The organism is Cobetia sp. 5-25-4-2 (assembly GCF_013374075.1).
Taxonomy (GTDB): Bacteria; Pseudomonadota; Gammaproteobacteria; order Pseudomonadales; family Halomonadaceae; genus Cobetia; species Cobetia marina.
On record NZ_BLWK01000004.1, the window covers coordinates 307,354 to 320,111 of the forward strand.

11 protein-coding genes are annotated in these 12,758 nt (G+C 64.4%); 3 read left to right on the plus strand and 8 right to left on the minus strand.

Going from position 1 to position 12,758, the window contains the following annotated elements:
* Positions 1-2: 2 nt before the first annotated feature.
* The 8 genes from HXS65_RS11035 to tkt all read right to left on the minus strand — a co-directional run bounded on the left by HXS65_RS11035 (position 3) and on the right by tkt (position 8,959).
* Positions 3-839 carry a RimK family alpha-L-glutamate ligase gene (locus tag HXS65_RS11035; protein ID WP_084207730.1) on the minus strand — a complete coding sequence of 279 codons (837 nt, stop codon included), beginning with the start codon at positions 837-839 and terminating at the stop codon, positions 3-5.
* Positions 840-978: 139 nt separating this feature from the next.
* A complete protein-coding gene (locus HXS65_RS11040) occupies positions 979-1,899 on the minus strand; it encodes a nuclease-related domain-containing protein (RefSeq protein WP_077379925.1) in 921 nt (306 codons plus the stop codon).
* A gap of 34 nt (positions 1,900-1,933) precedes the next feature.
* Complete coding sequence (locus HXS65_RS11045) at positions 1,934-2,383, minus strand: YbaY family lipoprotein (protein ID WP_136939537.1); 450 nt, start codon at positions 2,381-2,383, stop codon at positions 1,934-1,936.
* A gap of 74 nt (positions 2,384-2,457) precedes the next feature.
* Entirely contained in the window at positions 2,458-2,832 is a 375-nt protein-coding gene (locus HXS65_RS11050; RefSeq protein ID WP_084207732.1) for a translation initiation factor Sui1, read from the minus strand.
* Between the two features lie 154 nt (positions 2,833-2,986).
* A complete protein-coding gene (gene fba / locus HXS65_RS11055) occupies positions 2,987-4,051 on the minus strand; it encodes a class II fructose-bisphosphate aldolase (protein ID WP_077379931.1) in 1,065 nt (354 codons plus the stop codon).
* Positions 4,052-4,232: 181 nt separating this feature from the next.
* The gene (locus HXS65_RS11060) at positions 4,233-5,396 is read right to left on the minus strand and encodes a phosphoglycerate kinase (RefSeq protein ID WP_084207733.1); all 1,164 of its coding nucleotides are present in this window, start codon (positions 5,394-5,396) and stop codon (positions 4,233-4,235) included.
* Positions 5,393-6,529 carry a type I glyceraldehyde-3-phosphate dehydrogenase gene (locus HXS65_RS11065; protein WP_077379935.1) on the minus strand — a complete coding sequence of 379 codons (1,137 nt, stop codon included), beginning with the start codon at positions 6,527-6,529 and terminating at the stop codon, positions 5,393-5,395. The genes HXS65_RS11060 and HXS65_RS11065 overlap by 4 nt, the downstream gene beginning before the upstream one ends.
* A 435-nt stretch (positions 6,530-6,964) precedes the next feature.
* Complete coding sequence (gene tkt / locus HXS65_RS11070; protein ID WP_176493853.1) at positions 6,965-8,959, minus strand: transketolase; 1,995 nt, start codon at positions 8,957-8,959, stop codon at positions 6,965-6,967.
* A gap of 446 nt (positions 8,960-9,405) precedes the next feature.
* On the opposite strand from tkt, the gene metK reads away from it, so the two are divergent.
* The 3 genes from metK (at position 9,406) to HXS65_RS11085 (ending at position 12,753) form a co-directional block, all read left to right on the plus strand.
* A complete protein-coding gene (metK, locus tag HXS65_RS11075) occupies positions 9,406-10,626 on the plus strand; it encodes a methionine adenosyltransferase (RefSeq protein ID WP_077379939.1) in 1,221 nt (406 codons plus the stop codon).
* A gap of 176 nt (positions 10,627-10,802) precedes the next feature.
* Positions 10,803-11,306, plus strand: a complete 504-nt coding sequence (locus tag HXS65_RS11080) for a M48 family metallopeptidase (protein WP_176493854.1) — start codon at positions 10,803-10,805, stop codon at positions 11,304-11,306.
* 175 nt (positions 11,307-11,481) lie between these two features.
* The gene (locus tag HXS65_RS11085; RefSeq protein WP_077379943.1) at positions 11,482-12,753 is read left to right on the plus strand and encodes a sodium:proton antiporter; all 1,272 of its coding nucleotides are present in this window, start codon (positions 11,482-11,484) and stop codon (positions 12,751-12,753) included.
* The last annotated feature ends 5 nt before the right edge of the window (positions 12,754-12,758 follow it).

A 12,758-nucleotide genomic window follows, 5' to 3' on the forward strand; every position in this document is an offset into this window, starting at 1 on the left:
ACTCAGGCGGTTTCCTGCAGTGTCTCGCTGCGGGAGCGGCGCGGTGTCAGCACCGGCGGCGTCGGGTCCTTGTCGTCATTGTCGAGGGCCAGATAGCGACTGATGGCGGCACCGATACGCCGTGAACTGTCCTGAATGCCCTGGTTGCCGAACAGACGATTGAACTCGAAGACCATCGGATGGCCATCGACCATCGCGATATCGAAACCGGCGTGGTCGACACTCAGCGCCTCGGCCAGCTGCAGCGCCAGCTCGATGGCGGGCGCCGGGATGTTGTCATAGGCCGTCTCGCCGCCCTGACTGACATTGGAGCGATAGCCGCCCAGCGGCGTGACGCGCCAGTAGGCAGTGATGACTTCGCCACCGACCACCACGATGCGCAGGTCGCGATCGATATCCAGCCGCGGCTGGGCATACAGCACCGGGTGCTCGGCTGCGTGGGCTTCCAGCTCGCCACGTGACTGGATCAGCTTCACCCCGGCCCCCATGGAGCTCTTCACTTCCTTGACGATCAGCGGATAGCCGAAGCGTGCCTCGATGTCGTCGATTGCCTGACGGCTGGCACCCCGAATCTCGGTGGGCGGCACATTGTCCGGGCAGATGGCCTGAAAGACGCGCGTCTGCTCGACCTTGTCGTGGCCGATGGCGTAGCTGGGCAGGCTCGGGAAGATGCGTTTTCCCAGGCCGTAGACCAAGGTGGTGATCTGCCAGTATTCGGGAAACAGCAGGATGTCGGCGGCGCGGATCTCGTCGAGGTGATCCAGCATGCGTTCCGGCTTGATGTAGCGAACGCCGGCGATACCGAGGGTGCGAAATGCGTCGAAGGTGATGAGTTTCATGGGGGATATGTCGCCAGAAGCGCCATCATTGCGATGGCGCGATCAAGGAGCCAGGGCTGGACCGGCGCGTATTTAACGTCGCGCCGGCCCGCTTGGCAAGTCCTTGTGACGGGCGGATGGGAGGCCGCCAGTCGCTGGCCTAGGGCGTTTCCATGCGTTCGGCCTGTACCCGCAGCAGAATCGCCTCGTTGATGCGCTGCTTGAGTGCCTCATCCAGCGCCGGGCAGCCATCCTCCGGGGTCATGCAATGGGTGCTGAGCCACTCGGCCAGCCCTTCGCCATTGACGACGTCCGGGTCGCCCTTGCGCTGTTCACCACGCCGGATGATCTGCCAGCCCGGCAGCGCCAGAATGCCGTGTACCGGTACCTCGACACCACACTCGCGCTTGAGCCAGGCGGCAGTCCAGTCACGCGCGACGCGTGTCTCGCGCAGCGGCTTGCGCTCGCGCCCGCCGGGGAAGTGCAGGCGCCCATCCTCCAGCTTGACCTCGTTCTTGATCGCTCCCAGAGCATCCAGCGGACGCGAGCGCGCCTTGGTGCGGATGGCATAGGCACCGAGCGGCGTGAGCACCAGATGGTCGATATGGAAGCCGTCGGCGGGGACGTCATGATAGACCACGCTGCTCAACTGCTCCGGGCGAATGAGCTGATCCAGCTCCTGGCCGATGGACAGCTCGCAGGCCAGCCCCAGCTTCAACTTGCGGATGCGCTGGAAGTGGCGGGTGAGGCGCAGCGCGAAGATCAACACGAACAGCGCGCAGGCCAGTCCATAGCCCGCCCACTCCAGCCAGTTCTGCTCTTCGCCGAACACCATGCGTCCCATGCCATAGATCAGCGGGCTCAGGGTGATGAGCGGTCCCAGTGCGCCATCGAGAAACAATGACTGGAAGGCATCATCGAGGCGGTCTCGCAGGCTCTGGCCCGGCTCGCGCAGCTGGCGGCGGGTCAGGGGTGACTGGATGCGGCGCTCATGCAGGCCGCGCATGCCCAGCACCACCAGCGCGATGGCGCCCAGCGGGGTGAGAAAGAAGACAGGTAACAGGTATTCCAGCCAATCCATCGGGATGTCCTATCTACAGGAGAGGGGAGCGTATTCAGTGGCCCAGCGCACGTGGCAGCGGCACGATCGGCACCTCGACCTCACCCTGCGCTGCGTTGTGGGTAGTGTCCAGTACCGGCACCACGCTGTCATTGATCCAGTACAGCTTGCCGTCACTGCGCACGTCGGCCTGCAGTGCATAGCGATGGCCATCCTCGATGGCATTGCGATCATATTGCAGGCTGACTGGGAAAGGCCCCTGGCGCAGACCGCCGAAGCGGGTGCTGGCGATCAGGTTGGCCGGTGCATCGGCTCTGGAGATATCCACCAGGCGGACCTCCAGCAGCGCATCACCCGGTGCCTGGAAGGCCTGCTGTGGCACCACGCGTGCCTCCAGCTGAGCGAAGTCAGGGCCGGTCATGCAGCCCGCCAGCCCCAGCGTGCCGAGCAGCAGTGCGCCGATGGCCAGAGAGCGGGAAGGATGAGGCATGGAGAGTTTCAGCATGGAGGTCCCTTGTGCGGTCGGCGATACGCCGCCAACCGAGATGTCTGATGAGACGGATGCCGGGGCGTGCAGGTTCAGCCGCCGGCCAGCTTGACGGTATAGCCGCGTCGCGTCAGCTCGGTCTTGAGCGTCTCGCGGTGATCGCCCTGGATCTCCACGATACCGTCCTTGAGGCTGCCGCCGGTGCCACACCGCTGCTTGAGAGTCTTGGCAAGCGCCTTGAGTTCCTTCTCCGCCAGCGGAATCCCGCTCACGGTGGTCACGCCCTTGCCCTTGCGGCCGCTGGTCTCGCGGCGGATACGCACCACGCCATCGAGGCTGTCGAGCCGTTCGCGCTCGGCGAGGTCCGCGCACTCGCAGTCGGCTTCGGCGCGGCGGCATTCGGGGCAGGTGGCGCCGTGTTCAGTGGAATAGACAAGCCCGGAAAGTTGATCCTTGAGCGAGGCCATGATGTCTCCTGCGGTACCAGAAAAATGATGCGTTGTCGGCGGTGTCTGAGGAAAGGATACCCGTGCGCGTCGGCAGCGGCACCCTGATGCGTCAAAAAAAGGCGGCCCCTGCGGGCCGCCTTTCGTTCATGCCGTCGTGCGCATGGCCGTCAGATCAGTTGATCTTCGGGTCCAGCTCGCCACGGTGGTAACGCTCGAACATCGCTTCGAGGTTGATCGGGTCGATCTTGCTGCCGTGGCCGGCAGCACCGAAGGCTTCGTAGCGTGCGATGCAGATGTCGCGCATCGCCTTCACGGATTCCTTCAGGTACTTGCGCGGGTCGAATTCAGACGGGTTCTGGGCCATGAAACGACGGATGGAGCCGGTGGAGGCGAGGCGCAGATCGGTATCGACGTTGATCTTGCGCACGCCGTGCTTGATGCCTTCGACGATCTCGTCGACCGGAACCCCGTAGGTTTCCGGAATCTTGCCACCGTATTCGTTGATGATTTCCAGCCAGTCCTGTGGCACGGAGGAAGAGCCGTGCATCACCAGGTGAGTCTCGGGGATGCGGGCGTGGATTTCCTTGATGCGCTGGATGGACAGGGTGTCACCCGTCGGCGGCTTGGTGAACTTGTAGGCGCCGTGGGAGGTGCCGATGGCGATGGCCAGGGCATCGACGTGGGTCTTCTTGACGAAGTCGGCGGCTTCTTCGGGGTCGGTCAGCATCTGGTCGTGGTCCAGCTTGCCTTCGGCACCGATGCCGTCTTCTTCACCGGCCATGCCGGTTTCCAGCGAGCCGAGGCAACCCAGCTCGCCTTCGACGGACACGCCACAGGCGTGGGCCATCTCGACGGTGCGACGGGTCACATCGACATTGTATTCGTAGCTTGTCGGGGTCTTGCCATCTTCCCCCAGCGAACCGTCCATCATCACCGAGCTGAAGCCCAGCTGGATGGAGCGCTGGCAGACGGCTGGCGAGGTGCCGTGATCCTGGTGCATGACCACCGGGATATGCGGGAATTCCTCGATCGCGGCCAGAATCAGGTGGCGAAGGAACGGCGCGCCGGCGTATTTGCGAGCGCCTGCAGAGGCCTGGACGATCACCGGAGAGTCGGTGTGGTCGGCGGCTTCCATGATGGCGCGCATCTGCTCGAGGTTGTTGACGTTGAACGCGGGAATGCCGTATCCGTACTCGGCTGCGTGGTCCAACATCTGGCGCATGCTGATCAATGCCATGACATCACCTGTCTTCTTGGGGAATGGAAAAGGGAGTAGCGTCTGGCCACCCTGTGCCGCAGGCAGAGGATGGCCCTGTTACCGTGACCCAGTTACCGGGTACCCCGGGCATGTGGCTGGCTCAGGGTACCGGGACAGTCGATGAGGACCTTGTCGCTGCGCCATTCGAGCGCAGCCCGGGTCAGCTTGCAGCGGCTTCCAATGCCGCCACGGCCGGTAGCGTCTTGCCTTCCACGTACTCGAGGAAGGCACCGCCACCGGTAGAAATGTAGGACACGCGGGACTCGACAGCGTATTTGTCGATGGCCGCCAGGGTGTCCCCGCCGCCAGCGATGGAGAAGGCGTCGCTCTCGGCGATGGCCATGGCCAGCTTCTCGGTACCGTTGGCGAACTGGTCGATCTCGAACACGCCCACCGGGCCGTTCCACAGAATGGTGCCGGCATCCTTGAGCAGCGCCCCGAAGCGGGAGGCGGTGTCCGGGCCGATATCCAGAATCATCTCGTCATCACGCACGTCGGCAACGTCACGCACGATGGCCTCGGCCTTGTCGGAGAACTCGGTGGCGACGACGACGTCGGTGGGCAGCGGGATCTCGACCTTGTCCATCAGCGCGCGAGCGGTCTCGAGCAGGTCAGCCTCGTAGAGCGACTTGCCGACGTTGTAACCGGCGGCGGCGATGAAGGTGTTGGCGATGCCGCCACCGACGATCAGCTGATGGCACTTGTCGGACAGCGCCTTGAGCACGTCCAGCTTGGTGGAGACCTTGGAGCCGCCGACGATGGCGACCATCGGCGCGCGCGGCGCGGCGAGTGCCTTCTCGAGGGCTTCCAGCTCGGCAGCCAGCAGCGGGCCGGCGCAGGCGTCCGGGGCGAAGCGTGCCACGCCATGGGTGGAGGCTTGGGCGCGGTGCGCAGTGCCGAAGGCGTCCATCACGTAGATGTCGCACAGGGCGGCGTAGGCGCGAGACAGCGCTTCATCGTCCTTCTTCTCGCCGGCATTGAAGCGCACGTTTTCCAGCAGCACGACCTCGCCCTCGGCGACGTCCGGTGCCGTGTCGAGATAGTCGGTGATCAGACGCACCGGGCTGCCCAGCAGCTCGCCCAGGTGTGCCGCGACCGGTGCCAGAGAGAACTGCTCTTCCGGCTGCCCTTCGGTGGGACGGCCCAGATGGCTCATCAGCATGACGCGCGCTCCCGCATCGCGGGCCGCCGTGATGGTCGGCAGGCTGGCGCGGATACGCGCGTCGCTGGTCACCTGACCATTGCGAACCGGCACGTTGAGATCTTCGCGGATCAGCACGCGTTTGCCTGACAGGTCGAGGGCGGTCATCGTTTGCACGTTCATGACGGGTTCCTTGGTCGTGAATCGGTGGAGAGAGCTCCCGTCGCCAGAGGCGTTGTCATCTCGCAGGCGTGCCAATGGGTGGCGACGTCCAGCATGCGATTGGCAAAGCCCCATTCGTTGTCGAACCAGCACAGCATCTTGATCAGCCGGCCGCCGGCAACACGGGTCTGGGTCGCATCCACGATACCCGAGCGCGGATCGTGGTTGAAGTCGATGGACGCCGTCGGTTCCTCGCTCAACCCCATCAGGCCCTGCAGGCGTCGTGCGCAGGCCTCGCGCAGCAGGTCATTGACCTCGTCCGCGCTCACGTCGCGCTTCACCTCGATGGACATGTCCATGCAGGACACGTTGATGGTCGGCACCCGCAGGTGCAGACACTCGAAGCGTCCTTCCAGATGCGGCATCAGGCGGTTGATGCCCTTGGCCAGCCCCGTATCCACCGGCACGATCGAACTCATCGCGGAGCGCGTCAGGCGCAGGTCCGTCTGGTGGTAGGCGTCGATCACCGGCTGGTCGTTCATCGCCGAATGCACCGTGGTGGTTACGCCACGCTCCAGCCCGAAGGCCTGCTCCAGCACCGTGAGGATCGGGATCAGGCAATTGGTCGTACACGACGCCGCCGAGACGATGCGCATGCCGCCAGCGTCCTGCCCTGTCCCGGCGGGGGCCAGCGCCGACTGGTTGATGCCGCACACGATGGTGGCATCGACATCGGCGTCGGTATCGCCGGGCTGGGAGAACAGCAGCCGTCCCGCGCCTGCCGACAGATGGCGCTCGGCGGTGGCGCGGTCCTTGAAGCTGCCGGAGCACTCCAGGACCAGGTCAATCCCCAGTGCCCGCCAGGGCAGGCAGTCTGGATTGGCCTCGGACAGGATGCTGATCGCATGGCCGTTGACGACCAGCTGGCCGTCGCGCTGCTCCACCGTGCCGGGGAAGCGGCCATGGGTGGTGTCGTAGCGTGTCAGATAGGTGATGGTGTCCAGGTCTGACAGCTCGTTGATCGCCACCACTTCCAGTGGCAGCGTCTCGCCACGTGCTTCACGTTCCACCAGCGCTCTCAGCACACACTGACCGATGCGTCCGTAGCCATTGATGGCCACTCGCAAGGGGGCGTTCCCCTGGCGAAGACGCATGCTGGCCTCCTGGGAGGCGTCGGAGGTGGGCAGAGGGGACTGATGGCTCAATGAGGTCTCGTTCCGGGTGTTTTTCAGGGGGTCCATGGTAGCGCATCGCTTTGCTGGGCGGAGGGAGCGAAAGGCGCGCAAGCGCCTGATTTCTGGTTTTTTTCGTCTAAGAACACGTAGTCACACTACCCAACTGGAGGGGTTGTGTAGTCGCCATCCACGCTGTCTGTCGAGGGCTGGATCGCCGGAGAATGACCGTTCATGCAGGATGAATCGTGTCATCAAGCTGTGACTGACATGGAGCGCGTCGACTACAGGCGACAGCCGGTGACGGTGGAGGGCTTCTCGAGTGTCGCACAGACGAAAACGCCGCCGCTCCCAGCGGGAGGCGGCGGCGTCGATCTGCATCCCACTCCGTCATCGACGGGGTGAGTCAGGCGGTGATCAGCCCAGCAGCGTGTTGGCGCGTTCGACCACGTTCTCGACCGTGAAGCCGAAGTGCTTGAACAGGTCGCCAGCCGGCGCGGATTCCCCGAAGGTCTCCATGCCGATGATGTCGCCGTTCAGGCCGACATACTTGAACCAGTAGTCACGATGCCCGGCTTCGATCGCCACGCGCGCGGTGACGGAGGACGGCAGCACGGATTCGCGGTATTCCGCGTCCTGGGCATCGAACAGGTCGGTGGCCGGCATGGACACGACACGCACGGCGCGACCGGCGGCTTCCAGCTCGGCGGCGGCATCCATCGCCAGACCGACTTCGGAGCCGGTGGCGATCAGGATCAGTTCCGGCTGGCCGTTGGCGGCGTCCTTCAGCACGTAACCGCCACGGCTGATGTTGGCCAGCTGGGCCTTGTCGCGGTTCTGGTGCGGCAGGTTCTGACGCGACAGGATCAGCGCGGTCGGGCCGGAGTGACGCTTGATGGCCGCATCCCAGGCGGCTGCGGTCTCCACGGCATCCGCCGGACGCCAGGTGGACAGGTTCGGCGTGGTGCGCAGGCTGGTCAGCTGCTCGATCGGCTGGTGCGTCGGGCCATCTTCGCCCAGACCGATGGAGTCGTGGGTGAAGACGTAGACGGCCTGCTGACCCATCAGGGCGGCCATGCGAACGGCGTTGCGCATGTATTCCATGAAGATCAGGAAGGTCGCGCCGTACGGGATGAAGCCGCCGTGCAGACCGGCGCCGTTCATGATCGCGCCCATGCCGAACTCACGCACACCGTAATGCAGGTAGTTGCCGCTGAAGTCTTCGCGGGTGATCGCCTGGGCGCCCTTCCAGAAGGTCAGGTTGGACGGGGCGAGGTCGGCGCTGCCGCCGAGCAGTTCCGGCAGCTGCGGGCCGAGCTGGTTCAGGCACTCGAAGGAGGCCTTGCGCGATGCCGGGCTGTCGCCGGCGGCCTGAGCGTCCTCGATCATCTTCTCGCTGCTCAGGGCGTGCGGCAGCTTGCCTTCCAGACGACGGGTGAACTCGGCGGCCAGTTCCGGGTGCGCGTCGGCGTAACGGGCGAAGCGCGCATCCCAGTCACTCTCGAGCTTGGCGCCGCGCTCGCTGGCATCCCAGCCCTGATAGATGTCTTCCGGGATGTGGAAGGGTGCGTGGGTCCAGCCCAGCTTCTCGCGGGTCGCCGCGACTTCGTCGTCACCCAGCGGAGCGCCGTGGCAGGACTCGGTGCCTTCCTTGTTCGGGGAGCCGAAGCCGATGACGGTCTTGCAGATGATCAGGCTCGGCTTGTCGTCGTGGCTCTTGGCCAGGGCGATGGCGGCGTTGATCTCTTCCGGCTTGTGGCCGTCGACGTTGGCCACGACGTGCCAGCCATAGGCTTCGAAGCGCTTGGCGGTGTCATCGGTGAACCAGCCTTCGACTTCCCCATCGATGGAGATGCCGTTGTCGTCATACAGGGCGATCAGCTTGCCCAGACCCAGGGTGCCGGCCAGCGAGCCGACCTCATGGGAGATGCCTTCCATCAGGCAGCCATCGCCCAGGAAGCACCAGGTGGTGTGGTCGACGACGGTGTGGCCCGGACGGTTGAACTGCGCCGCCAGTGTCTTCTCGGCGATCGCAATGCCCACGGCATTGGCCAGCCCCTGGCCCAGCGGGCCGGTGGTGGTCTCGATACCCGGCGCATAACCGTATTCCGGGTGACCGGCGGTCTTGGAATGCAGTTGGCGGAAGTTCTGCAGATCTTCAAGGCTCAGCTGGTAGCCCGTGAGGTGCAGCAGGGAGTAGAGCAGCATGGAGCCGTGGCCGTTGGACAGCACGAAGCGGTCACGGTCGGCCCAGTTCGGGTTGGCCGGGTTGTGCTTGAGGTGGTCGTTCCAGAGCACTTCAGCGATGTCGGCCATGCCCATGGGGGCGCCGGGGTGGCCAGACTTGGCCTTCTGAACGGCGTCCATGGAAAGTGCACGGATGGCGTTGGCCAGGTCAAAACGGGAAGGCATGCAATAGCTCCTCGCCTGCGGGGCGTCAAGAGTGTGGCAATGAATCACGGCGTTCTGCCTGTGGTGCGCAGCGCGCCGGAAAGGACAGTGCGTCGCGTGAACCTTGTGCGTACGAAGCTTCGCCCGTACGCGATCTCCGGGCCAGTATTGTCACCGAGATGACGGGGCGCGGCAAATCGCATCCGGGCCCCGCAGCCGTCCATGCGTCTTGCTGACTTATGCCGGTTGGTGTCCTTCTTGTGGCAAAAAGGTCTCGAAACGGCCGTCGTGCAGTCCGCATGGCGCTAGGCACTCACATAAGTGGCGTGTAAACTCGCCCCCCCGAGGCCGGGCCGTCTGTGTCAGTCCTCAACGTGCGCCGCAAGCGTGTTTCTACTCGGTCTCAAGCAGCCATCTGCCGTCAGTGGCCGAATCATCCCCGCATCCGAAAAGAGGGTCGAGGACCAATGAGCGAATACTCACTCTTCACATCCGAGTCCGTGTCCGAAGGGCACCCGGACAAGATTGCCGACCAGATTTCCGATGCCGTGCTCGATGCCATCATCGCGCGCGACAAGCAGGCACGCGTGGCGTGCGAAACGCTCGTCAAGACAGGCGTGGCCATCGTGGCCGGTGAGATCTCCACCAGCGCGTGGGTCGATCTCGAGGAGCTGGTACGTCGTGTCATCACGGATATCGGCTACACCTCTTCCGATGTCGGTTTCGACGGCGAGACCTGTGGTGTCCTGAACCTGATCGGCAAGCAGAGCGTCGATATCGCCCAGGGCGTCGATCGCACCAAGCCGGAAGATCAGGGCGCGGGCGACCAGGGCCTGATGTTCGGCTATGCCACCAACGAGACCGACTCCTTCATGCCGGCGCCGATCCACTACGCTCACCGTCTGGTGGAGCGTCAGGCGGAACTGCGCAAGAACGGCATGCTGCCGTGGCTGCGTCCGGATGCGAAGAGTCAGGTCACCTTCCGCTACGACGAAGCCGGCAAGCCGGTCGCCGTCGAAGCCGTCGTGCTGTCCACCCAGCATGACCCGGAAGTGTCCCAGGAAGACCTGCGCGCGATGGTCAAGCGCGAGATCATCGAGCAGGTCCTGCCGGCCGAGTGGCTGTCCGAGACCACCGAATACCACATCAACCCGACCGGCAACTTCGTCATCGGTGGCCCGGTGGGTGACTGTGGTCTGACGGGCCGCAAGATCATCGTCGACACCTACGGCGGCATGGCCCGTCACGGTGGTGGTGCCTTCTCCGGCAAGGACCCGTCCAAGGTCGATCGCAGCGCCGCCTATGCCGGTCGTTACGTGGCCAAGAACGTCGTCGCCAGCGGTCTGGCCGACAAGTGCGAGATCCAGGTCTCCTACGCCATCGGTGTCGCCGAGCCGACCTCCGTCTCGATCAACACCTTCGGCACCGGCAAGATCAGCGATGCCAAGATCGTCGAGCTGGTGCGCGAGCACTTCGACCTGCGTCCGTATGCCATCACCACCATGCTGGATCTGGCGCACCCGATGTATCAGCTGACCGCTGCCTACGGCCACTTCGGTCGTGAGCCGTTCGAGCACAGCTACAGCTGGACCGACGTGACCGGCGAGAAGAAGACCGAAACCTTCACCGCCTTCCCGTGGGAAAAGACCGACCGTGCCGCTGGCCTCAAGGCTGCTGCCGGCCTGTAAGGTCGTCAGCTCGACAGGCCTGGCAGGGGAGGGGCATCTCGCCCCCACCGGCTCAGTGTCATGACAGGAAAACCCGCTTCGGCGGGTTTTCTTGTCTCTGGTGGAGCGTTAGCGGCGCGAGCCCGACTGACACGCAGGTCTGACCCTTTGTGGGACAGCAACAGGAGAGAGGCCCAGTGGCTGATCTACGCTATCTCAAGGGCTACGGCCCCGAGATCCAACAGCAGGCGAGTGAACTGCTGGCGTCGGGCAAGACGGCAGCCTTCTTTCTCGCTAGATATCCCGAGCCACATCAGCTGCAGGGGGCCCGTGCGCTGCATGACTACACCATGGCGCTGAAGAATCAGTACCTGCGCAGCTCGGCGCCGATCAGCAAGGTGATCTATGACGACCGGATTCACGTCATCGACAACGCCCTGGGGCTGCACACCTTCGTGTCGCGGGTGCAGGGCAACAAGCTCAAGGCCAAGCACGAGATCCGCATCTCGTCGTTGTTTCGGCGCCTGCCGGAGCCGCTGCTGAACATGATCGTGGTCCATGAGCTGGCGCATCTGCGCGAGAAGGCCCACGACAAGGCGTTCTATCGACTCTGCTGTCACATGCAGCCGGAGTATCATCAACGTGAGTTCGAGCTGCGTCTCTATCTCTGTCACCGTGAACGTCACGGCGATCTCTGGTAGTCACGGCCAGTGCTGGGAATCACGGCCAGTGCTGGGAATCACGGCCAGTGCTGGCAGTCACGATCAGCGCTGCTGGCCACGCGAGTGGCTCACCACACCAGCTCGTATGAAAGACGAATGACAAGGACGTCATGCCCGCCAGGGTATCGGCGCCACTGCAAAGGATCGTTTTCGGATGCTCAATCTCGCTGCACTGTTCATTACCATCACTGCCGTGTGCATGTGGTTCAACCACCGGGTCCTGCGCCTGCCCCCGACCATCGGCGTGATGGCCATCGGTCTGGTGCTGTCACTCGGCGTGATCGGGCTGGATCACTTCGCGGTGACCACCGTCGTGGCCGACATCGCGGAAGACTGGCTGGGGCGCATCAACTTCAACAGCCTGCTGATGGACGGCATGCTGTCCTTCCTGCTGTTCGCCGGTGCGCTGCACGTGGATCTCTCGCGTCTGAAGGCCTATCGCCGCTCCATCGGCCTGCTGGCCACGCTGGGCGTGCTGGTCTCGACCCTGGTGATCGGCTCCGCCGCCTGGTGGCTGTTCCAGTGGGCCGGCATCGAGGTGCCCTACCTGTATTGCCTGGTGTTCGGCGCGTTGATCTCGCCCACCGATCCGATCGCCGTGCTCGGCATCATGCGCAGCGCCGGAGCGCCTGCCGACATGGAGATCCGCATCGTCGGCGAGTCACTGTTCAATGATGGCGTGGCGGTGGTGCTGTTCACCGCGCTGTTGAGCGCGGCCTCGGCGGGCAGCGGTGAGGTCGAGCTCGGCCACATGGGGCTCCTGTTCCTCGAGGAAGCCGGCGGCGGGATTCTGCTCGGGCTGGCACTGGGGGCGCTGGTCTATCAGCTGATGCGCAGCATCGACCAGTATCAGGTCGAGGTGATGCTGAGCCTGGCGCTGGTGTTGGGCGGCTACGCGCTGGCCTCGGCGCTGCACGTCTCCGGCCCCATCGCGATGGTGGTGGCGGGGCTGATCATCGGCAACATGGCGCGTGATGGCGCCATGTCCGACAACACCCGCCGCTATCTGGACGGTTTCTGGGAGCTGGTCGACGAGATCCTCAACGCGGTGCTGTTCGTGCTGATCGGCCTCGAGCTGGTGCTGATGCCGATCACCCTGACCTCGATCGGCATCGCCCTGGCGCTGGTGGCGGTCATCCTGCTCTCGCGTCTGGCGCTGATCGGCATTCCGCTGAGCATCTTGCGGCGCTGGTATACCTTCCGGGCCGGCACCACGCGCGTGCTCACCTGGGGGGGACTGCGTGGCGGCATCTCGGTGGCACTGGCCCTGGCGATTCCCGAAGGTGACTTCCGCGAGCCGCTGGTGGTCACCACCTACATCATCGTGCTGTTCTCGATCCTCGTGCAGGGCCTGAGCATCGGCAAGCTGGTGACCGCAGTCGTCGGGGATCGCTCTCGCTCGGAGGCGCCGCACGACCAGCATTGAGTCAG